At 70.6% G+C, this 23,073-nt stretch carries 19 protein-coding genes; 1 reads left to right on the top strand and 18 read right to left on the bottom strand.

Annotated elements, in window-relative coordinates; genetic code table 11:
- Positions 1-18: 18 nt before the first annotated feature.
- The 3 genes from EDF55_RS00980 to EDF55_RS00970 all read right to left on the bottom strand — a co-directional run bounded on the left by EDF55_RS00980 (position 19) and on the right by EDF55_RS00970 (position 5,066).
- Positions 19-804, bottom strand: coding sequence for a hypothetical protein (locus EDF55_RS00980; protein ID WP_123653088.1), 786 nt, complete (start codon positions 802-804; stop codon positions 19-21).
- Between the two features lie 14 nt (positions 805-818).
- Positions 819-4,301, bottom strand: a complete 3,483-nt coding sequence (dnaE, locus tag EDF55_RS00975) for a DNA polymerase III subunit alpha (RefSeq protein WP_395869881.1) — start codon at positions 4,299-4,301, stop codon at positions 819-821.
- A gap of 186 nt (positions 4,302-4,487) precedes the next feature.
- Positions 4,488-5,066 carry a TetR/AcrR family transcriptional regulator gene (locus EDF55_RS00970; protein ID WP_123653086.1) on the bottom strand — a complete coding sequence of 193 codons (579 nt, stop codon included), beginning with the start codon at positions 5,064-5,066 and terminating at the stop codon, positions 4,488-4,490.
- A 62-nt stretch (positions 5,067-5,128) separates the two neighbouring features.
- On the opposite strand from EDF55_RS00970, the gene EDF55_RS00965 reads away from it, so the two are divergent.
- Complete coding sequence (locus EDF55_RS00965) at positions 5,129-6,559, top strand: MDR family MFS transporter (protein WP_123653085.1); 1,431 nt, start codon at positions 5,129-5,131, stop codon at positions 6,557-6,559.
- 232 nt (positions 6,560-6,791) lie between these two features.
- Here EDF55_RS00965 and EDF55_RS00960 read toward each other — a convergent pair whose 3' ends face one another.
- From EDF55_RS00960 to EDF55_RS00890, 15 genes are all read right to left on the bottom strand, one after another.
- Positions 6,792-7,721, bottom strand: a complete 930-nt coding sequence (locus EDF55_RS00960) for an RluA family pseudouridine synthase (RefSeq protein ID WP_123653084.1) — start codon at positions 7,719-7,721, stop codon at positions 6,792-6,794.
- Positions 7,718-8,404 (bottom strand): signal peptidase II, encoded by a 687-nt coding sequence (gene lspA, locus EDF55_RS00955; RefSeq protein WP_243698346.1) that lies wholly within the window; start codon positions 8,402-8,404, stop codon positions 7,718-7,720. Before lspA ends, EDF55_RS00960 begins: the two co-directional genes overlap by 4 nt.
- Before the next feature lie 2 nt (positions 8,405-8,406).
- The gene (locus EDF55_RS00950) at positions 8,407-9,099 is read right to left on the bottom strand and encodes a DivIVA domain-containing protein (protein ID WP_165931492.1); all 693 of its coding nucleotides are present in this window, start codon (positions 9,097-9,099) and stop codon (positions 8,407-8,409) included.
- Positions 9,100-9,294: 195 nt separating this feature from the next.
- Positions 9,295-9,591, bottom strand: a complete 297-nt coding sequence (locus tag EDF55_RS00945) for a YggT family protein (RefSeq protein WP_123653083.1) — start codon at positions 9,589-9,591, stop codon at positions 9,295-9,297.
- A 105-nt stretch (positions 9,592-9,696) separates the two neighbouring features.
- Positions 9,697-10,278, bottom strand: a complete 582-nt coding sequence (locus EDF55_RS00940) for a cell division protein SepF (RefSeq protein ID WP_123653082.1) — start codon at positions 10,276-10,278, stop codon at positions 9,697-9,699.
- 45 nt (positions 10,279-10,323) lie between these two features.
- Positions 10,324-11,022: a YggS family pyridoxal phosphate-dependent enzyme gene (locus EDF55_RS00935; RefSeq protein WP_123653081.1), complete on the bottom strand. Its 699-nt coding sequence runs from the start codon at positions 11,020-11,022 to the stop codon at positions 10,324-10,326.
- A 5-nt stretch (positions 11,023-11,027) separates the two neighbouring features.
- A complete protein-coding gene (gene ftsZ, locus EDF55_RS00930) occupies positions 11,028-12,194 on the bottom strand; it encodes a cell division protein FtsZ (RefSeq protein ID WP_123653080.1) in 1,167 nt (388 codons plus the stop codon).
- Positions 12,195-12,379: 185 nt separating this feature from the next.
- Positions 12,380-13,495, bottom strand: a complete 1,116-nt coding sequence (locus EDF55_RS00925) for an FtsQ-type POTRA domain-containing protein (protein WP_123653079.1) — start codon at positions 13,493-13,495, stop codon at positions 12,380-12,382.
- Positions 13,492-14,913 (bottom strand): UDP-N-acetylmuramate--L-alanine ligase, encoded by a 1,422-nt coding sequence (murC, locus tag EDF55_RS00920; RefSeq protein WP_123653078.1) that lies wholly within the window; start codon positions 14,911-14,913, stop codon positions 13,492-13,494. Before murC ends, EDF55_RS00925 begins: the two co-directional genes overlap by 4 nt.
- Positions 14,910-16,085, bottom strand: coding sequence for a glycosyltransferase (locus EDF55_RS00915; RefSeq protein ID WP_123653077.1), 1,176 nt, complete (start codon positions 16,083-16,085; stop codon positions 14,910-14,912). Before EDF55_RS00915 ends, murC begins: the two co-directional genes overlap by 4 nt.
- Positions 16,082-17,251 carry a putative lipid II flippase FtsW gene (ftsW, locus tag EDF55_RS00910; protein ID WP_260233496.1) on the bottom strand — a complete coding sequence of 390 codons (1,170 nt, stop codon included), beginning with the start codon at positions 17,249-17,251 and terminating at the stop codon, positions 16,082-16,084. The genes EDF55_RS00915 and ftsW overlap by 4 nt, the downstream gene beginning before the upstream one ends.
- 49 nt (positions 17,252-17,300) lie before the next feature.
- Positions 17,301-18,836: a UDP-N-acetylmuramoyl-L-alanine--D-glutamate ligase gene (gene murD, locus EDF55_RS00905; protein ID WP_260235679.1), complete on the bottom strand. Its 1,536-nt coding sequence runs from the start codon at positions 18,834-18,836 to the stop codon at positions 17,301-17,303.
- Positions 18,829-19,932, bottom strand: coding sequence for a phospho-N-acetylmuramoyl-pentapeptide-transferase (mraY, locus tag EDF55_RS00900; RefSeq protein ID WP_123653074.1), 1,104 nt, complete (start codon positions 19,930-19,932; stop codon positions 18,829-18,831). Before mraY ends, murD begins: the two co-directional genes overlap by 8 nt.
- Positions 19,929-21,431, bottom strand: coding sequence for a UDP-N-acetylmuramoyl-tripeptide--D-alanyl-D-alanine ligase (gene murF / locus EDF55_RS00895; protein WP_123653073.1), 1,503 nt, complete (start codon positions 21,429-21,431; stop codon positions 19,929-19,931). Before murF ends, mraY begins: the two co-directional genes overlap by 4 nt.
- Positions 21,428-23,053: a Mur ligase family protein gene (locus EDF55_RS00890; RefSeq protein WP_123653072.1), complete on the bottom strand. Its 1,626-nt coding sequence runs from the start codon at positions 23,051-23,053 to the stop codon at positions 21,428-21,430. The genes murF and EDF55_RS00890 overlap by 4 nt, the downstream gene beginning before the upstream one ends.
- Between the last annotated feature and the right edge of the window lie 20 nt (positions 23,054-23,073).

Genomic DNA, 23,073 nt, shown 5'->3' with positions numbered 1-23,073 from the left:
CACCGGGCCTCCAGGCCGTCAGACCAGCGCGTCCACCACCGGACGGTGCGTCGCGACGCCGGTCGCGTCCCACGAGCCGAGCAGGTGCAGGGTGGCGATCCGGAACGTGAGGGCGCGGACGAGCAGCTGGCGCCACTCGCCGATGCCGTCGCCGAGCGCGTCGAGCGCGCTGACCGCCACCCGGTGCCAGCACACGGCGTCGACGGCGGCGACCGCCGCGTCGAACCCGGCGGGACGCCAGTAGGGCGGCCAGTCGATGATCGCCGGCGGTTGGCCCTCGGCGAAGAGCACGTTGCCGAGCAGGTCGCCGTGGACGAGCTGGGCGGGTGACTCGACGGGACGGAACGCCGCCGCGAGCCGGTCGAGCGTCGTGTCCGGCGGGAGCTCGGCCTCGCCCCAGGCCATCCGGTCGGCGCGACTCCAGGCGTTGTCCTTGCGGTCGAGGAACGCAGGTCGGTCGAGGTGCGTGATCGCCCGGTGGAAGGCGGTGCCCGCGCGGATGACGTCGGCGACGCGGGTCTCGTCGGCGCGGCCGGGCAGCCACTCCCACGCTTCCCAGCGGCCGGACCGCCAGCTGCCATCGGTGGTGGCGACGGGCCGGGGCGTGCGGAACGCCGCCGTGTGCTCGAGCGACGCGAGGACCTCGGCGCGCCAGTCGGTCTCCTCCGCGCCGTCGTGCGGGCGCAGGACCACGTCCCCGGCGCGCCACGTCAGGCCACGGCCGCCGGCGAGCCGTTCGAGCCGCGACCCCGCGACGCCGAACGCCGCCAGGGCGGCCGCGTCCGGCATCGTACGGTCGTCCATCGCGGGGGCGGGCGCTACACCAGGCAGCGCGGGCCGAGCAGGCTCTTCAGCTCACCGAACAGGTCGGGCGTCAGGTTCACCGGGAACGGCAGCTCGAACGTCCGGGCGACGTCGTCCTTGAGCAGCCGCAGCCGGACCTCGGTCTCCCCCGTGTGCCGGCCGAGCACCGCCGCCAGCTCGGTCACCGTCTCCGTCGTGGCCTGCCGTTCGGGCAGGGACAGCGTGAGCGGCCCGGAACCCATCACGTCGCCGAGCGCCGGCTGGAACATGCTCACCGCGTGCAGCGCCTTGCCGTCGTCGCGGACGTTCACGCGACCGCGGAGGACCACGATCGAGTCGGCCACCAGCGACGGCCCGAACTCCTGGTACGTCTTGCCGAGGAACATCACGCCGATCTGGCCGCCGAAGTCCTCGATGTCGACGATGCCGTACGGGTTGCCGCTCGTCTTGGCCACCCGGTGCTGCACGCTCGTCAGCAGTCCGGCGACCGTGACGGTCTCCCCCTCGACGGAGTCGTCGGCCGCGATGAGGTCGGCGATGGTGATCGACTGGTGCTTCGCGAGCTCGATCTCGAGCCCCGCGAGCGGGTGGTCCGAGACGTAGAGCCCGAGCATGTCGCGCTCGAACGCGAGCTTGTCGCGCTTGGACCACTCCGGACGCTCCGGCACCTGCGAGACGACCGCCAGCGACGGCTGTTCCTCGGCGACCTGGGCGAACAGGGAGTCGAAGTCGAAGCCGACGTTGCCGTGGACCTCGTCGCGCTTGACCTTCACCGCGGCTTCGACCGCGCCCTCGTGGATCTCCACGAGCGCACGGCGGCTGTCCCCGAACTCGTCGAAGGCACCCGCCTTGATGAGCGACTCCACGGTCCGCTTGTTGGCGGAGGAGATCGGGATCTTCCGGAGGAAGTCGTGGAAGGACTCGAACGCGCCCTTCTCCGTGCGGGCCTTCACGATGTCGTCGACGACGTTGAAGCCGACGTTGCGGATCGCGCCCATGCCGAATCGGATGTCCTCACCGACGGCGGCGAAGAAGCCGATCGACTCGTTGACGTCCGGCGGCATCACCTTGATGCCCATCCGGCGGCACTCGTTGAGGTACAGCGCGAGCTTGTCGCGGGCATCACCGACGGAGGTGAGCAGCGCCGCCATGTACTCGGCCGGGTAGTGCGCCTTGAGGTAGGCGGTCCAGAAGGACACCACGCCGTACGCGGCGGAGTGCGCCTTGTTGAACGCGTAGTCGGAGAACGGCAGCAGGATGTCCCACAGCGTCTTGATCGCCGCGGCCGAGTAGCCGTTGTCGAGCATGCCCTTCTCGAAGCCGGCGTACTGCTTGTCCAGCTCGGACTTCTTCTTCTTGCCCATCGCGCGACGGAGGATGTCCGCCTGGCCGAGCGAGAACCCGGCCACCTTCTGCGCGATGGCCATGACCTGCTCCTGGTAGATGATCAGGCCGTAGGTCGTGCCGATGATGTCCTTGAGGGGCTCGGCGAGCTCCGGGTGGATCGGCGTGATCGCCTGCTCGCCGTTCTTGCGGAGCGCGTAGTTCGTGTGCGAGTTCGCACCCATGGGGCCCGGACGGTACAGGGCGATGAGCGCGGAGATGTCCTCGAAGTTGTCGGGCTTCATCAGGCGCAGCAGGCCACGCATCGGGCCGCCGTCGAGCTGGAACACACCGAGGGTGTCACCGCGCTGCAGGAGCGCGTACGCCTCGGGGTCCTCGAGGCCCATGGTCTCGAGGTCGAGGTCGATCCCACGGTTGGTCTTGATGTTGTCGAGGGCGTCACTGATGATCGTGAGGTTCCGGAGCCCCAGGAAGTCCATCTTGATCAGGCCGAGCGACTCCGAAGCCGGGTAGTCGAACTGCGTGACGATCTGACCGTCCTGCTCCCGCTTCATGATCGGGATGATGTCGATCAGCGGGTCGCTGGACATGATCACGCCGGCGGCGTGCACGCCCCACTGACGCTTCAGCCCCTCGAGCCCCAGCGCGGTGTCGAAGACCGTCTTCGCTTCGGGGTCGGTCTCGACCACGGTACGGACGTCGACGGCTTCCTTGAAGCGTGGGTGGTCCTTGTCGAAGATCCCGGTGAGCGGGATGTCCTTGCCCATCACGGGCGGCGGCATCGCCTTCGTGAGCTTCTCGCCCATGCCGAACGGGAAGCCGAGAACGCGCGAGGAGTCCTTCAGCGCCTGCTTCGCCTTGATCGTGCCGTACGTGACGATCTGTGCAACGCGCTCCGACCCGTACTTCTCGGTGACGTACTTGATCGCCTCACCGCGGCGCCGGTCGTCGAAGTCGACGTCGAAGTCGGGCATCGAGACGCGGTCCGGGTTGAGGAAGCGCTCGAAGATCAGGCCGTGCCGGATCGGGTCGAGGTCGGTGATGCGCATCGCGTACGCCACCATCGAGCCGGCACCGGAACCACGACCGGGGCCGACGCGGATGCCGTGGTCCTTCGACCAGTTGATGAAGTCGGCGACCACGAGGAAGTAGCCCGGGAAGTTCATCTGGTTGATGATGCCGACCTCGTAGTCGGCGCGCGCCTGGACCTCGGGCGAGATGCCGCCGGGGTAGCGGTACTCCAGCCCCTTCGCCACCTCTTTCTCGAACCAGCTGTGCTCGGTCTCCCCCTCGGGCACCGGGAACTTCGGCATGTAGTTCGCCGCGGTGTCGAACTCGACGTTGCACCGCTCGGCGATGAGCAGCGTGTTGTCGCACGCTTCGAGGTTGTCCCGGAAGACGTGCCGCATCTGCTGCGGGGTCTTCAGGTAGAACTCGTCGGCGTCGAACTTGAAGCGGTTCGGGTCGTTCAGGGTGGAGCCGGACTGCACGCAGAGCAGTGCCGCGTGCGACTTGGCGTCGTGGGAGTGCGTGTAATGCAGGTCGTTCGTGCCGACGAGCGGCAGGCCGAGGTCCTTCGCGAGGCGGATCAGGTCCGTCATGATCCGGCGCTCGATCTCGAGGCCGTGGTCCATGATCTCGGCGAAGTAGTTCTCCTTGCCGAAGATGTCCCGGAAGTCCGCCGCCGCCTTGATCGCTTCGTCGTACTGGCCGAGGCGCAGGCGCGTCTGGACTTCACCAGAGGGGCAGCCCGTCGTGGCGATGATGCCGTCGTGGTACTCGCTGAGGAGTTCGCGGTCCATGCGGGGCTTGAAGTAGTAGCCCTCGAGCGAGGCCTTCGACGACAGCCGGAACAGGTTGTGCATGCCGGCGGTGTTCTCGGCGAACATCGTCATGTGCGTGTACGAACCCGCACCGGAGACGTCGTCCCCGCCACCGTCACCCCAGCGCACACGGGTCTTGTCGGAGCGGTGGGTGCCCGGCGTGATGTACGCCTCTGTCCCGATGATCGGCTTGACGCCGCCGGCCTTGGCGGCCTTCCAGAACTCGAACGCGCCGAACATGTTGCCGTGGTCCGTCACCGCCACGGCCGGCATGCCCTGCGCGGCGGTCTCCGCCACGAGGTCGTTGAGCCTGGCCGCGCCGTCGAGCATCGAGTACTCGCTGTGCACGTGCAGGTGGACGAAGGAGTCGGAATCCGCCACGGAACCTCCGGTTCGTACGAGCTGCTGCGGGACTCGAACAGCCTAACCGCGACCGCGGACAGACACGCCGCGGCACTCCCTCACCGCGCCCGCATCGCTCCTTCAGCGCTTCCTCACCGATTCCTCACCGATTCCTCACCGCACGAGCGGCAGCCAGATGTCGTCGACGATCTCCAGCACGCGGGCGTCCGGGATCCGCTTCAGCGTCATCACGAGGTCGTGGCGCATCAGGTCGGACGGCAGCGTGGTGAGCCCGTCGGGCCAGTCGCGTGCGGGGATCTCCCCGCGCGCGGCCGCACGGTCCAGGAACACCCGGCCGACGCTCGACCGGTCCCCGATCAGGCGTGCGCGGAGGTCGGCGGGGGTCAGCCCGGTGTCCGCGTTGATGCTCGACAGGTAGAGGCTGATCACGGTGATGAACCCGGACCGCGCGTCGTTGAAGTCCCGGAGCGCTGCGAGCATGTCGCCCCGCAGGGTCCCGGTGTCCGGCACGGTACGACGATCGAACAGCCCGGCGTGCTGGAGCGCGGCGAGGACGAGGTCCACCTTCGTGGGCCACCGCCGGTAGAGCACGGGCTTCGAGGTCCCCGCGCGGGCAGCGACCGCCTCGTACGTCAGGGACGCGTAGCCGCTCCGTTCGAGCTCCTGCCACGCAGCGTCGAGCAGTGCCGCCTCGAGCTCCGCACCGCGCCGTCTCGTCTTCGCAAGATCCACTTGCGTATCTTAACGCGCCGCAGTACGGTGACGCCAACAAGAAACGGGAGCGTATCTCCATCATGGACAAGAACCTGACCAGACTGGCCGTCGCGCTGATCGTCGGCGCGATGGCACCGCTGTTCGACTCGACGATCGTCAGTGTCGCGCTGCACACCCTCAGCCGCGACCTGCACACGAGCGTCGACACCATCCAGTGGGTGAGCACCGGCTACCTGCTCGCGATGGGTGTCACCGTCCCGATCGTCGGCTGGCTGCAGAACCGCATCGGCGGGCGGCGGCTCTGGATGAGCGCGCTCGTCGTGTTCCTGATCGGCAGCGTCCTGTGCTCGCTCGCCTGGGACGCCACGAGCCTGGTCGGCTTCCGGATCGTCCAGGGCATCGGCGCCGGCGCGATGATGCCGCTGCTGACCACGCTCTTGATGCAGGCGGCGGGCGGCCGGAACATCGGCAAGCTGATGTCGATCGCCTCCCTGCCCACCGCGCTCGGACCGATCCTCGGACCGGTCATCGGCGGCCTGATCCTCGGCGCGGCCGACTGGCAGTGGCTGTTCTGGGTGAACGTGCCGTTCGCGGTCGCCGGCCTCGTCCTCGCGTGGTTGTTCATGCCCGCCGACGGTCCTGTCGGCACCGCGCGGCTCGACGTCGTCGGCCTGGTGCTGCTCTCCCCCGCCGTCGTCGGGATCCTGTTCGGCCTGAGCAACGCCAGCCGGACGGACGGCTTCGCCCGGTTCGACGTCTGGGCACCCCTCGGCGCCGGGCTCGTCCTGCTCGTCGCGTTCGTCCTCTGGGCGACCCGTCGACGGAGCGCAGCCCTGGTGGACCTGGCACTGCTCCGGCACCGCCCGCTCGCCGCAGCCGCCACGCTGATGTTCCTGATGGGCGCCTCGCTCTACGGCGGCATGCTGCTCCTGCCGCTGTCGTTCCAGGAGCTCCGCGGGACCGACGCGCTCGGCGCCGGGCTGCTCCTCATCCCCCAGGGCGTCGGCTCGCTGCTCAGCCGTTCGCTCGCCGGCCGCATGACCGACCGGATCGGCGCCCGGGTCGTCGCCGTCGTCGGGTTCGCCGTCGTGCTCGTTGCCACGATCCCGTTCGCCTTCGCGGACGGCAGCACGAACCAGTGGTGGATCGCCCTGGTCCTGGTGGTCCGCGGGCTCGGCCTCGGAGCCGTGATGATCCCGATCATGTCGGTCGGCTTCGTCGGGCTCGACCGCCCGGACATGCCGCACGCGAGCACGATCACCCGGCTCGCGCAGCAGCTCGGCGGGGCGTTCGGCACCGCGGTGCTCGCCGTGGTCCTCGCGGGTGCGGTCGCCGGCGGCGAAGCTGCGGTGGCGTTCCAGCAGGCGTTCTGGTGGGCGATCGGCATCACCGCGTTCGCGACGGTGCTCGCGTTCCTGCTGCCCGGCCGGCAGCCGGCCGCGGCCGAGCCGGCAGCGCCGACGCCGGCGCCGGTGTCCGCTTCCGCTTCCGCGTCCACGTCCACGAGGTAGCCCCGATCGAGTGAGCAGGAGTGGCGCGCGAGGGCAGCCGACGCCGCGTCTTCTGCGCACTCGATCAGCCGGGGGCCGGGCCCTCCGCGGACCTGCCACCCTCAGAGGGATCGAGTGCGCAGCAGATGCGGCCCGAGCGCGGCTGACGCGCACCTACTGCGCACTCGATGCCCACGGGGACGCCAGCCCCGGGGGCGCCCCCGCCCCGGCCCGGGCCAGGCCGGGCCCGGCCTCAGACCGACGCGCTCCGGATGCGGTCGAGCGCGACCTGCAGGTCCTCCGGGTACGACGCCTGGAACTCGACCCACTCCCCGGTCCGGGGATGCGCGAACCCGAGCCGCACCGCGTCGAGCCACTGCCGCGTCAGCCCGAGCTCCGCGGCCAGCACCGGGTCGGCCCCGTACATCGTGTCCCCGACGAGCGGGTGCCGGGTGGCCGCCATGTGCACCCGGATCTGGTGGGTGCGCCCGGTCTCCAGGTGCACCTCGAGCAGGGTCGCGGACCGGAAGGCCTCGAGCGTCTCGTAGTGCGTCACGCTCGGCTTGCCGTCCGAGGTGACCGCGAACTTCCAGTCGCTCGAGGGGTGCCGTCCGATCGGTGCGTCGACGGTGCCGGAGGTCGGGTCCGGGTGCCCCTGCGCGAGCGCGTGGTAGACCTTCTCGACCGTGCGCTCCTTGAACGCCCGCTTCAGGCTCGTGTACGCCAGCTCGGTCTTCGCGACCACCATGAGTCCGGAGGTCCCGACGTCGAGCCGGTGCACGATCCCCGCGCGTTCGGCGGCGCCGGAGGTCGCGATGGTGAACCCAGCAGCCGCGAGGCCCCCGGGCACGGTCGGGCCGTCCCACCCCGGCGAGGGGTGCGCGGCGACGCCGACGGGCTTGTCGACCACGACGATGTCGTCGTCGTCGTGCACGATCGTCATCCCGGGGACGTGCGCGGGCACGATCCGTGGGGCTTCCTTCGGGGTCCACTCGACCTCGAGCCAGGAGTCCGCGTGCAGACGGTCGGACTTCTCGACGACCACGCCGTCGACGCGCACGCCACCGGCGGCGACGACGTCGGCCGCGAACGACCGGCTGAACCCGAGGAGCTTCGCGATGGCGGCGTCGACACGCTCACCGGCGAGCCCGTCCGGGACGGGCAGGGAACGCGTCTCGCTCACGTTGCGTCGTGCCCCAGCGAGTCGCGCTGGTCGCCATGAGGTCGACTGGAGGCTCGGGGTGCGTCCGCCGCGTCGGTGGACGCGACCGACGGGGTCGCCGTCGCCGCAGCGTCCGTGGCGGAGTCCCCACGGGCCTCCAGGCCGCCCTTGCCCTTGCGCTTGTCCGAGACCGTCCTGGTGCCGTCGAGGTTGACCCCGAAGATCACCAGCAGCACGAAGATCACCATGCTGACGCAGATGAACGAGTCCGCGATGTTGTAGATCGCTGGCATCATCCACGGCGTCGAGATGAAGTCGACGACGTGGCCCTGGCCGAAGCCGGGCTCACGGAAGAGGCGGTCGCTGAGGTTGCCGAGCGCGCCGCCGAGCAGCATGCCGAGGACGATCGCCCACCACATGGAGTGGATGCGCCGTGCGAAGACGATGATCGCGACGACGACCGCAGCGGAGACGATCGAGAACACCCACGTCATGTTGACCGCGAACGAGAACGCGGCACCGGGGTTCCGGACGTAGAGGAACTGCAGCGCGTTGCCGAGGACCGGCACGACCTGCCCGTACGGCAGGTTCGCGACGACCAGCGCCTTCACGATCTGGTCGGCCGCCACCACCACGACAGCGGCGAAGGCCAGTGCCGCGATCGCGCGGACACTGACCTTCGCTCGTTGGTCTTGCTGGGACAACGTCAGTTGCCGAAGCCCTGCGCCGAGGCCGGCGCGGGGGTGAGGCCGGACTGCTCGGTGCCCGACGAGGTGTCGAGCTCGTTGAGCTGACCCTGGATGTAGCTCTTCAGCTGGGCGCGGTAGTCGCGCTCGAACGTGCGGAGCTCGTCGATCTTGCCCTCGAGCTGGCGCTGCTCCTGCTCGAGCACCGCGACACGCTGACGGTTCGTGTTCTCGGTGTCGGCGATGATCTGGCGCTGCTTGCTCTCCGCTTCGGAGACGAGGCGCGCTGCCTGGGCCTGGCCCTCGGCGATGAGCGCGTCACGCTTCTCGATGCCTTCGCGGACGTGCTCCTCGTGGAGACGACGCGCGAGCGTGAGGAGGTTCGTGGTGCCCTCGGTGTCCTCGTCCGCCGGGACCGTGGTGGTCGGGGCGGCGGCTGCGACCGGCGCGGGCTCGGGAGCTGCGGCGACGGGGGCCGGCTCCGGCTCGGGCTCGGGGGTCGGAGCGGGAGCGGCTTCTGCGGCAGCGGCCGGCTTGGGCGCCGATTCGGCGGCCTGCAGGCGCTGACGGAGCTCCTCGTTCTCCTGGGTCAGACGGCGCAGCTCGACCACGACCTCGTCGAGGAAGTCGTCGACCTCGTCCTGGTCGTAGCCCTCGCGGAACTTGGTCGGCTGGAACCGCTTGTTGACTACGTCTTCCGGCGTCAAAGCCATTGCCGTCACCTCAATAGAACTGCTGAACGTGTGGAACCGAAACGTTGGGCCCGAATGTACCAGGCCCGACTTCCGGTGCGGATGCACCGCCGGAGCGGGCATCGATCCCGACCACCGTACACCGACGCCGGGCACGATCCGTGATCGTGTCCGGGCGTGGCGCGTGTCGTGGCCAGCCGGATCGGGTGCGGGAGGTCAGACCGCGGCGGAGATGACCCGGACGATGCTCATCAGGATGATGACGACGAGCATCACGATCGACCAGCCGAAGTCGAGCGCCACGGCTCCCATGCGGAGCGGCGGGAGCGCACGGCGGACGGCGCGGATGGGCGGGTCGGTCGTCGAGTAGACGACCTCGGCGACGACGAGCATGCCGCCGCGAGGACGCCACGAGCGGTTGAACGCCTGCACCATGTCGAGCGCGAACCGCCCCCAGAGCACGAAGAAGTACAGCAGGAGGAGGAAGTACAGGATCGTGAAGATCGCGGACACGTGCGGCTCGCTCGTCTCGGGTGAACGGTGCCGTGTGACACCGCGCACGGGGCGGGTGGGCCTGGGCGGCGCACCGTGGTCGGGTTGACCACGGGACGCGTCGACTCAGGACTGGGCGAAGAAGGACGCCTCGATGTCGGACTCTACCTCGGGCGCCTCACCGCTCACTGCGACGTGCGCCGGGGAGAGCAGGAACACCTTGTTGGTGACGCGCTCGATCTTGCCGTAGAGGCCGAGGGACAGTCCGCTCGCGAAGTCGATCATGCGACGGGCGTCGGTCTCGGTCATCTGCGAGAGGTTGATGATGACGGGGATCCCGTCGCGGAAGCTCTCGGCGATGGACTGGGCGTCCTTGTACTCGCGCGGGTGGACGGTGAGGATCTCGTTCATTTCCTGGACCGGGGTCGCCTTCTGTGCGGTCGTGTGCGAGCGGCGGAGCGGGGTGACCTGGGCGCCGCGCTGGTGGGTGTGCGGGGCCTTGGCCTCGGGGGCTGGCTGCGCCGGAGCCGCCGGGGCGGGCGTCGCGGCGGCCGGTGCGGGAGCCTCGTGCTGGCTCGCGGCGGGCGAGGAGTGGTGCTGCTGCTGCTGCTGGGCGCGTGCCTGCTGCTGCGGCTGCTCGTCCTCGTACTCGAGTTCCTCGTCGGCGAGGCCGAGGTAGACCATCGTCTTCTTCAACGGACCGGCCATGGTTCCTCCAGGGGTGTGCGTGCTCGTGGATGCCCTGCCTCGAGGCTAGGGCGCAGTCGGCCGGTTTCCGGTGATTGCCGTCCCGATCCGCAGGTGTGTCGCGCCCTCGGCGATCGCCTCGGCGTAGTCGCCGCTCATCCCCGCGGAGATGTCGGTCGCGGTGGGCACGATCAGCCGCACGCGCTCGGAGATCCCGCGGAGCCGGGCGAACGCCGGACGGGGTTCCTCGTCGAGGGGCGCGACGGCCATCACGCCGCGGAGCGCGATCGTGCCCGTGGCCGCGATCCGCTCCACCATGGCGTCGACGTCGTCCGGGTGCACGCCACCGCGACCGGGGTCGTCGGTGAGGTTCACCTGCACGAACCCGTCGATCACGGGTGGTTCGGGTTCCTGCTCCGTCGGCGCGAACGCGTCCACGACGGAGTCGCGGTCGAGTGACTGCACGACGTGCGCGTACCGGCGCACCTGGCGGGCCTTCTTCGACTGCAGCTGCCCGACGAAGTGCCAGGTGAGCGCCAGGTCGGCGAGTTCGGTCGCCTTGGCCTGGGCCTCCTGGTGGCGGTTCTCCCCCACGTCCGTCACGCCGAGCGCGGCGAGGTCGCGGACCAGGGATGCCGGGTGGTACTTCGTCACCACGACGAGCGTGAGCTCGTCGGGTGCGCGACCGGCTGCCCTGGCCGCGTCGGCGATGCCGTCGCGGACCGTGGACAGCCGGTCCTGGAGGCTCGTGCGAGCGTCCGACAAGAGCCCTACTTCAGGAAGTCGGGGACGTCGAGTTCGTCGTCGTCACCGTCGAAGGCCGGGTCGGCAGCGCGCTGCGCCGGCGGCTCGTGCTCCGAGGAGGCCCAGGACGGCGAGGAGCTCGTGGAGTCCTCGATCGCGGAGGAACCGGCGCCGGACACCGGGACGGTCGCGCCGGCCTCGGGGTCGACCCAGCTCGCGCGACGCTCCTTGACCTGCGACGAGGGCTCGCCCCCGTCGAACCCGGCGGCGATGACCGTGACACGGACCTCGTCGCCGAGGGTGTCGTCGATGACCGCACCGAAGATGATGTTCGCCTCGGGGTGGACGGCTTCCTGCACGAGGCGGGCCGCGTCGTTGATCTCGAAGATGCCGAGGTTCGAGCCACCCTGGATCGAGAGCAGCACGCCGTGCGCACCGTCGATCGAGGCCTCGAGCAGCGGCGACGCCACCGCGAGCTCCGCGGCCTTGATCGCCCGGTCGGCACCCCGCGAGGAGCCGATGCCCATGAGCGCCGAACCGGCACCCTGCATGACGGACTTGACGTCCGCGAAGTCGAGGTTGATGAGGCCAGGGGTCGTGATCAGGTCGGTGATGCCCTGGACGCCGGCGAGGAGGACCTGGTCGGCGGTCGCGAAGGCCTCGACCATGGAGATGCCACGGTCGGAGATCTCGAGCAGGCGGTCGTTCGGCACGACGATGAGCGTGTCGACCTCGTCCTTGAGCCCGGCGACGCCGTTCTCGGCCTGCGACTGGCGGCGCTTGCCCTCGAAGCTGAACGGCTTCGTGACGACACCGATGGTGAGCGCGCCGATCGACTTCGCGATGCGGGCGACCACGGGCGCACCACCCGTGCCGGTCCCACCGCCTTCACCGGCGGTGACGAAGACCATGTCGGCACCCGCGAGTGCCTCTTCGATCTCCTCGGCGTGGTCCTCGGCGGCACGACGGCCGACCTCGGGGTCCGCGCCGGCGCCCAGGCCGCGGGTGATCTCGCGGCCGACGTCGAGCTTGACGTCGGCGTCGCTGAGCAGCAGTGCCTGCGCGTCGGTGTTGATCGCGATGAACTCGACGCCACGGAGGCCCAGCTCGATCATGCGGTTGACGGCGTTCACGCCGCCGCCGCCGACACCGACGACCTTGATGACGGCGAGGTAGTTGTGGTTCGTGGTCACGTCAGTCCGGCCTCCGGTTGAACCCTCAACCTTTACTTGAAGTTCAGGGTCTTTGCTGCTAGGTGTGGTGCTTGCATCGACGCTACGGGGGTGCTCGCCGCGGTGTCGCCCCGCCACGCCGCGTGTCGCGAACCCGCCCCGCAATTCTCCCCCGCGCGGCGCAGGGTGCGTCGGGACGAGGCGCGTCAGGACTGGGCGCGGATGATGCCGTTGTCCGGGGCGGAGACGTCGTACTCCACCGCGGTCTTCGGGTCGCGGGACGCGTGGTCCTTCACGAGGGCGTCGAGGAGCGCCGCCTTCGCGTCGGAGTCGTCCGGGCTCCCCCAGACGACCCGGGAGCCGTCCTTCATGGTGAGCGTCACGTCGTCCGCGGTCGACGCGGACACGCCGGACACCTGCGCCCGCACGGTGGAGGGCAGCGCCAGCACCACCTCGGTCATCGTCCGGAACACCGAGGACCCGAGCTTCGCCGACCCGATGTCGGCGAGCGGCATCGTGTCCGGCTGCTTCGGCGCGGACTGCACGACGATCCCCGCGGGGTCGACGAGGTCGAACGTCTTCCCGGTCTTCACGGCGACGACCGGCGTCCGCTCGGTGACGGTCACGACGAGCGTGTTCGGCGGCTCTTCCTCGGTCACGTAGCTCTCGATGAGCGGGAAGCCGGCGATGTCCTTCTTGATCGCACCGAAGTCGAGGCGCGCGAGCGGCGTCCCGATCTGCTCGGAGAGCGCCTGGCGGAGCGCGGCGTCGTCGACCCGGCTGGTGCCCTTGATCTCGATCGTCCGGAGCGCCATCAGCGGCGAGTACACCGCGACGAGGATCGACACGCCGAGCACGACGACCACACCACCGGCGGTCACCCACGCGGCGCGGCGGTGCCGGGAGCGGCGGGTGAACCGCCGGACCTCGGCACGCTCGAGGAGCTTGCGCCGCTTGCGGGCGACGCGGGCGTCGCGCGCGGTCTCCGCGGCGCGGACCCCGGCACCGATGGGCGCCTCGTGGTCGTCGCTCGCGTCCGCCGACTCGGCCGGCCTGGAGGCGGTGAGCAGGTCGACGACGTCGGTCGCGGCCGCGTCGTGGTCGGTTGCCGCGGGACGGGACACGGGTGACGCGACGGTCTCCGGAGCCGCAGCCGGCGTCTCCGGGGCGACCCGTGCCTCCCGGCCGTCGTCCGTCCCGGCCCCCTGCCTGCGGGGCAACCGCGGGATCCGCGGTGCACGTCGCTCACGCGGTGCGCGCTCGCCCTCGACGCCGGCGGCCGGCTGCGCCGGTCGCTCGTCGAAGCCCTCGGGACGTTTCACCGGGACGTTGCCTCGTCGGTCTGCAGCGCGGCCAGCACCTGCGGGATGATCCGGTACACGTCGCCGCAGCTGAGGGTCATGATGATGTCTCCGTCGCGCGCGACCGCTGCGGCACGAGCCGACGCGTCGGCCCAGTCCGGCAGGTAGTCGACGTGCGACTGGTCGTGGAAGCGCTCCTGGACGAGGGCGCCGGTGACGCCGGGCTCCGGGTCCTCGCGCGCGCCGTAGACGTCGAGCACGACCGTGTGGTCGGCGAGGTCCTCGTAGACCTTGGCGAAGTCGCCGGCCATCATCCGGGTGCGGGAGTACAGGTGCGGCTGGTGGATCGCGATGATCCGGCCGTCGCCGACGACGTTGCGCGCTGCCTTGAGGGCCGCCGCGACCTCGGTCGGGTGGTGGGCGTAGTCGTCGTAGACCGACACGCCGCGCTCGACGCCGTGCAGCTCGAAGCGTCGCTCGGTGCCGCCGAAGGCCTCGATGCCGCGGATCGCGTCGGCCGGTGCGACACCGAGTCCGGTGAGGACCGCGAACGCGCCGACCGCGTTGATCGCGTTGTGGCGGCCGGGGACGCGGAGCGTGATGTGGTGCGCCTCGCCCGCAGCGCGGAAGTCGACCTCGACGCCGGCGGACTCGACGATGCGCTCGATGCGGACGTCGGCGTCGACGGCCTCCCCGAACGTGACGATCTCGGGGGCGTGCTCGAGGGCTCGGACGCCCGCCGTCACGCGCTTGGCGCCGGCGTCGTCGCTCGAGACGACCACGCGCTCGCTCGCCTTCGCGGCGAACTCGACGAAGGCGTCGATGAAGGCGTCCTCGCTGCCGTAGTGGTCGAGGTGGTCGGCGTCGACGTTCGTGATGAGCGCGACGGCGACGTCGTAGAGCAGGAAGGAGCCGTCGGACTCGTCGGCCTCGACCACGAAGAGGTCGCTCTTCCCCGGGGCCGAGCTGGTGCCGAGCGACTGGATCACGCCGCCGTTGACGAAGCTCGGGTCGAGGCCGAGCTCGACCATCGCGGTGACGATCATGCCGGTCGAGGTGGTCTTGCCGTGCGCGCCGGCGACCGCGACGAGGCGGTGCTCGGCGATCAGCGCGGCGAGGGCCTGGGAGCGGTGCAGGACCGGCAGACCACGGCGCTGGGCCTCGAGGAGTTCGGGGTTGTCCGGCCAGAGGGCGCTCGTGACGACGATCGTGTCGGCGGCGCCGACGTTGCTCGCGTCGTGGCCGATGTGCACCTCGGCACCGAGCTCGCGCATCCGGCCGGTGGTCGCGGTCTCGCGGGAGTCGCTGCCCGTGACGGTGTGACCGGCGGCGAGGAACATCCGGGCGATGCCGCTCATGCCGGAGCCGCCGATGCCGACGAAGTGGACCGTGCCGAGGTCGTCCGGGATCGGCTGGGTCAGGTCCGGCTTGATGGTCATGGTTCCTCCGTGGTGCCGGTGCTGCTGGTGCTGGTGCCGTTCGTTCCGCCGGTGTTGCCGGTGCTGGTGCCGTTCGTGCCGCCGGTGCTGCCGGTGCCGCGCTCACGCGCGGCGTCGAGGGCCAGGTCGGTCATCCGGTCGGCGCCGTCGCGGTGGCCGACGCTGCCGGAACGGACCGCCATGCTCGCGATGCGGGCCCGGTCCTGCAGGATGCCCAGCAGCTGGAACGTCACCCAGTCCTGGTCGAATTCCTGGTCCGCGACGAGGACCGCTCCCCCGGCGCCGACGACGTCGCGGGCGTTGTGCCGCTGCTCGCCGTTGCCGACAGGGTACGGCACCAGGACGCTCGGCAGCCCGACGGCGGTGAGCTCGCAGACCATGCCGGCGCCGGAGCGCGAGACGACGAAGTCCGAGGCCGCGTACGCCAGGTCCATCCGGTCGCAGTACGGCAGCACGGTGTAGCCGTCGAGGTCGCTCGGGCCGATCTCGGACTTGCCGCCCACGACGTGCAGGACCTGCCAGCCGGCACCGACGATGGTCGCCGCCGAGCGGTTGATCGTGGTGTTGATGCTCCGCGCACCGGACGACCCGCCCGTGACGAGCAGCACCGGGCGGGCGGGGTCGAGCCCGAACTCGGCGAGCCCCTCCGCGCGGCTGGCGCGGCGGTCGAGCGACTCGATCTCCCGGCGGAGCGGCATCCCGACGACGCGGGAGTGCCGTAGGCGAGTGTTCGAGAACGTCACGCCGACGTGGCTCGTCAGGAACGCGGCGTGCCGGTTCGCCAGACCCGGCTTGGCGTTCTGCTCGTGCACGACGATCGGGGTGCCGGTGCGCTTCGCCGCGATGTAGGCGGGCGCGGACGCGTACCCGCCGACGCCGAGGACGACGTCGACGTCCCGCTCGCGGATGATCTGCTCGGTGCGCTTGACCGCACGCCAGAAGGCGCCGGGGAACCGCAGGGCTGCGGCGTTCGGCTTCCGCGGGAACGGCAGGCGCGGGATCGTCAGCAGCTCGTACCCGCGCATCGGGACGAGGCGGGACTCCAGGCCCTCTGCGGTGCCGAGGACGATGACGGTGTCCTCCGGGGAACGCTCGGTCAGCCGGTCGGCGACGGCGAGCAGGGGGTTGACGTGGCCGGCGGTGCCGCCGCCGGCGAAGAGGTAGGTGCTCACCGGAGCGCTCCGTTCGTTCGGGGCAGGTCGCGGTTCGAGAGCTCCGCCTTGCCGGGCAGTTCGCGGGCGAAGGACAGCACGACGCCGATCGCGACGAGGGTCATGATGAGCGCCGAACCACCTGCCGAGATCAGTGGGAGTGGGACGCCGAGCACCGGGAGCAGGCCGAGGACCACGCCGATGTTCACGAGCGCCTGGCCGATGATCCACGCCAGGACGCCGCCGGTGACCGTCCGGACGAACGCGTCGTCGGAGAGGCGGATGATCCGGACCATGCTGATCGCGAGCACGACGAACAGGGCGAGGACGACGACCGCGCCGATCAGGCCGAGCTCCTCGCCGATGATCGCGAAGATGTAGTCGTTGTCCGCCTCGGGCAGCCACGACCACTTCGCCTTGGAGTTGCCGAGCCCGACGCCGAACACGCCGCCGGATGCCAGCGCCCACATGCCGTGGACCGGCTGCCAGCAGAGGTCCTGGTACTGGCTGGTGTCCGTGCAGCCGGAGAGCCACGCGCTGATGCGGGACGACCGGGAGCTCGAGGCCATCGTCACGAACGGCAGCAGCACGAGGACCGCGCCGACCACGATGCCGAGGTGCCGCAGGCGGATGCCGCCGACGAACATCGCGCCGAAGACCAGGATCATCATCACCATCGCGGTGCCCTGGTCGCCACCGAACAGCACGAGGCCGATCGAGGCGGCCGTCACGAGGCCGATCGGGATGAGGATCTGCTTCCAGTCGTCGAGCTTGTTGCGCTTCTGGTAGACGATCGTGCCGATGCCGAGCACCAGCGCGAGCTTGAGGATCTCGGAGGGCTGCGCGGTGAACGTCCCGAGCTTGATCCAGTTCCGGTTGCCCTGGATCGAGTAGCCGAGCGGCGTCAGCACGACGAGCGCCTGGACGAGCAGGCCGATCACGATGATCCACCTGGCGTACTTCCGCCAGGTCGCGACCCGGAAGCGGCTGGCGATGAGCATCAGCGGGATGCCGATGATGGCGTACAGCCCCTGGCGCGTGAACGCGCCGAAGAAGTCGTGCGTCGCCGCGTACTGCTCGACGCTCGACGACGAGAGCACCATCACGACGCCGAAGACGACGAGGAACAGCGTCACGCCGAGGATCGTGTAGAACGTGCTCGACTCGGCGACGAAGACGTTCTTCACCGCGACGACCGCACCGTTCGGCCGGCGCGCAGCCCCCTGGACGCGCGCGCTACGGGCGTTCGTCGGAAGGTCCGTCGGTGTCGTCGCCATCGGCGTTGCCTCCCAGGTGCTCGTGGACCGCCGCCGCGAAACGCTCGCCCCGGTCCGCGTAGGAGCCGAACTGGTCGAACGACGCGGCAGCGGGGGCGAGGAGGACCGTGTCGCCCGGTCTCGCGACCGAAGCGGCATGCCGGACCGCCTCGGGCATGACCTGATCAGTGTCCGATGCTTCGACCTGCAGCACCGGCACCGCGGGCGCGTGTCGTCCGAATGCCTCCAGGACGGGGGTCCGGTCGGTGCCGATCACGACGACGCCGCGGGCGGTCGGCCCGAAGCGCTCGACGAGGCCGTCGATGTCGACGCCCTTGAACTGGCCGCCGACGATCCACACGACGGGCTCGAACGCGGACAGCGATGCCGTCGCCGCGTGCGGGTTCGTGGCCTTCGAGTCGTCCACCCAGGTGATGCCGTCGACGCCGGTCGCGACCAGTTCGGTGCGGTGGTGGTCGGCGCGGAAGGCCTGCACCGCGCTCTGGATCGAGCTCGGTCGGACGGCGCCGGCACGCGCGAGGGCGGCCGCGGCGAGCACGTTCATCGTCATGTGCGGGCTGGCGAGACCGGCCTGCTCGAGGTCGGCGTGCGTCGCGAGCTCGAGCGCCGAGTTCCGGCGGTCCTCGGTGAACGCGCGGTCGCAGAGGACGTCCTCGACGACCCCCACCTCGCCGGGGCCCGGGATGCCCGGGGTGAAGCCGACGGCACGGCAGCCCTCGACGACGTCGGCGTCCTCGACCATGGCGCGGGTGACCTCGTCGGTGACGTTGTAGACGCACGCGAGCACGGTGCGCTCGTAGACCTTGGCCTTCGCGGCCCGGTACGCCGCGGCGGAGCCGTGCCACTCGAGGTGGTCGTCGGCGATGTTCAGGCACGCCGACGCGAGCGGCAGCACCGCCCCGTCGCCGGAGTCCGCCATGTAGTGGAGCTGGTGGCTGGAGAGCTCGACGACGAGGACGTCGAAGCCGTCCGGGTCGCGGACGACGTCGAGCACCGGCACGCCGATGTTGCCGCATGCCACGGCGCGGAGCCCCTCGGCCTCGTACATCGCGGTGGTGAGCTGCGTGGTGGTGGTCTTGCCGTTCGTGCCGGTGATCGTCACCCAGGGTGCGGCGACCGGGCCACGGACGACCTTGTCGCGCACGCGCCAGGCGAGCTCGATGTCGCCCCAGACGGCGCTGTTGGCCACCGACCACTGCACGGTCGCGTTGTGCGGCGGGAGTCCCGGCGACACGATGACGACGTCGGGCGCCTGCTCTTGCAGCGCCGCGGGGACGCTGTCGAGCGGGGTCTGCACGAACCGGGCGCCGATGACCTCGAGGAGCTCCACGCTGTCCGCGGGGGCGTCCGTGGAGTACACGGTGACGCTGCTGCCGAGCTCGACGAGGGTGTCGGCGACGGAGAACCCGGTCGCACCGAGCCCGAGCACGGCGACGCCGAGGCCCTTCCAGCCGTCCGAGTACCAGCTGTCGAGGCCCTGCAGACGATCAGCCAACGCGCGCGATCCATTCGAGGTAGAAGAGTCCGACACCCGCGGCGACGCAGAGCCCGGCGATGATCCAGAACCGCACGACGACGGTGACCTCGGCCCAGCCCTTGAGCTCGAAGTGGTGGTGCAGCGGACTCATCCGGAAGATGCGCTTGCCGTGGGTGATCTTGAAGTACGCCCGCTGCAGGATGACCGAGCCGGTGACGATGAAGAACAGGCCGCCGATGAGGACGAGCAGCAGCTCGGTGCGGCTGAGGATCGCGAGACCCGCGAGCGCGCCGCCGAGGCCGAGCGAGCCGGTGTCGCCGAGGAAGATCTGTGCCGGCGACGTGTTGTACCAGAGGAAGCCGATCAGACCACCGCACACGGCGGCCGCGACGACCGCCAGGTCGAGCGGGTTCGTCACCGTGTAGCAGGCGTGCTCGGTGCTGGCGTCGAGCCGGGCACCGCCGCAGATCTGGTTCGACTGCCAGAAGCCGATGATGACGTAGGAGCCGATCGCCAGGATGCTCGACCCGGTCGCGAGGCCGTCGAGTCCGTCGGCGACGTTCACGCCGTTCGACGTCGAGACCGTCAGCAGCACGATCCAGGCCAGGAACAGGATCGTCCCGATGACCGTGCCGAGCGCCATGAAGTCGAGCCACGGGATGTCCCGGATCGCCGAGATCATCGTGGACGCCGGGGGCTTGCCCGTCGAGGTCGGCACGACGAGGGCGATGGTCGCGAAGATCACGCCGACGATGACCTGGCCGAGGATCTTCGCCCAGCCGCCGAGCCCGAGGCTCCGCTGGCGCCGGACCTTGAGGAAGTCGTCGACGAAGCCCACGAACCCGAGCCCGACCATGAGGAAGAGCACGAGCACACCGGAGAGCGTGATGGAGTCCCCGCCGACGAGGTGCCCGACGAAGTAGCCGATCACCGTGCCGAGGATCAGGACGATGCCGCCCATGGTCGCGGTGCCGCGCTTGGTGTGGTGCGACTGCGGACCGTCGTCACGGATGAACTGTCCCCAGCCGAGCCGGTGGAACAGCCGGATGAACAACGGCGTGAGCAGCAGTGTGAACACCAGCGACACCGCGCCGGCGATGAGCAGGGCGATCATGCGGAGACACCTCCGAGGCGGTCGCCGAGGAATCGCAGCCCGGCCGACTTCGAGGACTTGACGAGGACGACGTCGCCGGGGCGGACCATCTCCTGCAGGGCGTGGACGGCGTCGTCGACGTCCTCGATGAACACGGACTCGCCGTCCCACGATCCCTCGAGGGTGGCGGCCTGGTGGATCGGCATCGCGCCGCGGCCGACGACCACGAGCTGACCGACACCGAGACGGACGACGAGTCGACCGATGCGGTCGTGCTCCTCGACGGAGAACTCCCCGAGCTCGGCCATCTCGCCGAGCACGGCGATGGTCCGCTCCCCCGGACGCACGATCTGCGCCAGGGTGCGGAGCGCGGCCGACATCGAGTCGGGCGAGGCGTTGTACGCGTCGTTGATGACGGTGACGCCCTCGGGGCCGCCCTGGAGCAGCTCCATGCGCCAGCGCTCGGCGCGCGTCATCGACGCGAGCGCGGCGGCGCCGTCCGCGAGCGGGACGCCCCAGCGGTGCCCGACGGCCAGCGCGGCCGTCGCGTTCATCGCGTGGTGCTCGCCGAGGATGGCGAGGCGGACGTCGACGGTCTCGGGGACTGGTGCCGACCCTCCAGACCGGTCACTGTCCGTCGGTTGGTCACCGACGGTCCGGACGGGAGGCGCGGTGAGGGTGAAACGGGTGCCGTCACGGTCCGTGGACACACCGGACAGGCGGTAGTCCGCCTGGTCGGACGTGCCGAAGCCGACGACCTCGGCGGCCGTCAGGTCGCGCATCGCCGCGACGCGGTCGTCGTCGACGTTGAGGAGCGCGGTCGCGGTGGCCGGCAGGTCGGTGACCATCTCGGACTTCGCGCGCTGCGTCGCCTCGATGCCGCCGAACTCGCCGGCGTGCGCGAGGCCCACCTTGAGGACGACGCCGGTGTCGGGCTCGGCGATGCGCACGAGCTTGGCGATGTGGCCGACGCCGCTCGCGCCCATCTCGACGACGAGGTAGCGGGTGTCGTGCGTGATGCGGAGCATCGAGATCGGGGCGCCGACGTGGTTGTTGAACGACCCCTCCGGCGCGACGGTCTCGCCGTGCGCGGACAGGATCGTGCGGAGCATGTTCTTCGTGCTCGTCTTGCCGTTCGAGCCGGTGATGCCGACGACGCGGAGCGGTGCGGGGCTGCCGTCGGCCGCGGTGCGCTCGGCGCTGGAGGCACGGACGCGGGCGACGACCTCGTGGGCCAGGGCAGCGAGCGCCGCGTAGCCGTCCGCGACGACGATCTGCGCGGTGTCCCCCGGGGTGTCCGTCTCGTGCTCGGTGATCACCAGCGCGGCACCGGACTCGGCCGCGGCCGGGACGAAGCGGTGCCCGTCGGTCTCCTCACCGAGGAGCGCGAAGAACACACTGCCGGGGCCGACCAGGCGGGAGTCGGTCTCGACGGAGCCGTCGACGACCGTCTCGGCGGCACCGCGGACGAGCTCGCCGTCGACCGCGGCGGCGATCTCGGCGAGGGAGAGGGCGATCATCGCGCTTCCTCCACCGGGCCGGCGTTCGGCTCCCAGCCGGCCTCGCGGAGTGCCGCACGGGCCTCGTCGCGGGCGGAGTACGGGGTCCGGACGCCCTGGATGTCGCGGTAGTCCTGGTGGCCGGGGCCGGCCCAGAGGATCGAGTCGCCCTCGCCGACGAGACCGACGGCGGTGCGGATCGCGGCCTCCGGCGGGGTGACCTCGTGGATCTCGTGCTCGGGGAAGGCGTCGCGCGCGGCGTCGACCAGGGTCTTCCGGATCGACGCGGCGTCCTCGAAGCGCGGGTGGTGGTCGGTGACGACGAGGATGTCGGACCCCTCGGCGGCCACGCGGGCCATGTCGCCGCGCTTGGTCTTGTCGCGGTCGCCGTCGGCACCGAACAGCATCACGACCTTGCCCGGGGTGAACTGGCGCACCGCGGCGAGGGTGTTGAGGAAGGCGTCGGGGCTGTGGCCGAAGTCGACGTAGACGCTCGGGCCACGGTCGCCGGAGACGCGCTCGGTGCGGCCGGGGAGGTAGCACTCGATGGCGGAGACGGTCGCGCCGTCCTGCTCGTCGGGGTAGCGGCGGTGGTTGCTCTCGAGTGCGTGCGCGATGGCGCCGAGCTCGAAGCCGCCCTCCACCAGCATCACGATCGCCAGCGCGGCGTTCGCGGCCATGTGCCAGCCGATGAGCGGCACACGGGTGGTGAGCTCGCGACCCTCGGGGCCGGTGAGCCGGAACTCGGTGTACGCGGCGTGGGCCTCGACGATGTCGACGTGCCACTCCGCCTCGACGTCCGGGTGCACCGTGATGGTGGTCACCGGGATGCGGGAGTCCTCGACGACACGGTGACCCCACTCGGAGTCGAGCGAGACGACGCCGCGACGGCCGTGCTCCGGCTGGAACAGCGGCAGCTTCGCCTGGAAGTACTCCTCCATGTCGGCGTAGTCGTCGAGGTGGTCGTGGCTGAGGTTCGTGAACGCGACCACGTCGAAGACGATGCCGTCGACGCGGTGGCGGCTGAGGGCCTGGGCGCTCACCTCGACGGCGACGGCGCGGACCTCGCTCTCGCGCATCCGGGCCAGGAGCGCGTGCATCTCGCTCGCTTCGGGCGTGGTCAGGCGGCTCGTGACGCTGAGCGAACCGATGTGGCGCTCCGCGGTCGAGCTGAGGCCCGTGACCAGGCCGAGCTGCTTGAGGATGCCCTCGAGGATGTACGACGTGCTGGTCTTGCCGTTCGTGCCCGTCACCGCGAAGAGCTGCGGGAGGTCGGTCGCCTCGTCCGGGTGCGTCCGGTAGACCCATGCCGACACGTCGCCGAGCGCCGCGCGGGGGTCGTCGACGACGAGCACCGGCAGGCCGGACGGTTCGGCCAGCGCCACGCCGGCGTCGTCGGTCAGCACCGCGACGGCACCGCGCTCGGCGGCGTCCGCGGCGAACTCCGCGCCGTGCCGGTTCGCACCGTGCACGCCGACGAAGACGTCACCCGGCGCGACCTCGGCCGCGCTCAGCGTGACGCCGGTCGTCTCGACGCCGTCGAGCGAACCGACGACCCGCAGACCGAAGGCGTTGGCCAGTTCGGCGAGGGCCCTCGGGGTCGGGTGTTCGGGCCGGAGGACCGGGGGGATCCGTGCGGACAAGTGCTCCTTCTTCCTCACCA

The organism is Curtobacterium sp. ZW137 (genome assembly GCF_003762905.1).
GTDB lineage: Bacteria > Actinomycetota > Actinomycetes > Actinomycetales > Microbacteriaceae > Curtobacterium.
The sequence above is the reverse complement of the archived record's forward strand: the minus strand, read 5'-3'. Positions and strand labels throughout refer to the sequence as shown.

Coding starts and splice junctions, on each gene's coding strand:
- mraY (WP_123653074.1), bottom strand. CDS start 19,932: ATGATCGCCCTGCTCATCGCCGGCGCGGTGTCGCTGGTGTTCACACTG.
- EDF55_RS00980 (WP_123653088.1), bottom strand. CDS start 804: ATGGACGACCGTACGATGCCGGACGCGGCCGCCCTGGCGGCGTTCGGC.
- dnaE (WP_395869881.1), bottom strand. CDS start 4,301: ATGCTCGACGGCGCGGCCAGGCTCAACGACCTCGTGGCGGAGACCGCC.
- EDF55_RS00950 (WP_165931492.1), bottom strand. CDS start 9,099: ATGGCTTTGACGCCGGAAGACGTAGTCAACAAGCGGTTCCAGCCGACC.
- murF (WP_123653073.1), bottom strand. CDS start 21,431: ATGATCGCCCTCTCCCTCGCCGAGATCGCCGCCGCGGTCGACGGCGAG.
- EDF55_RS00965 (WP_123653085.1), top strand. CDS start 5,129: ATGGACAAGAACCTGACCAGACTGGCCGTCGCGCTGATCGTCGGCGCG.
- murC (WP_123653078.1), bottom strand. CDS start 14,913: ATGACCATCAAGCCGGACCTGACCCAGCCGATCCCGGACGACCTCGGC.
- EDF55_RS00940 (WP_123653082.1), bottom strand. CDS start 10,278: ATGGCCGGTCCGTTGAAGAAGACGATGGTCTACCTCGGCCTCGCCGAC.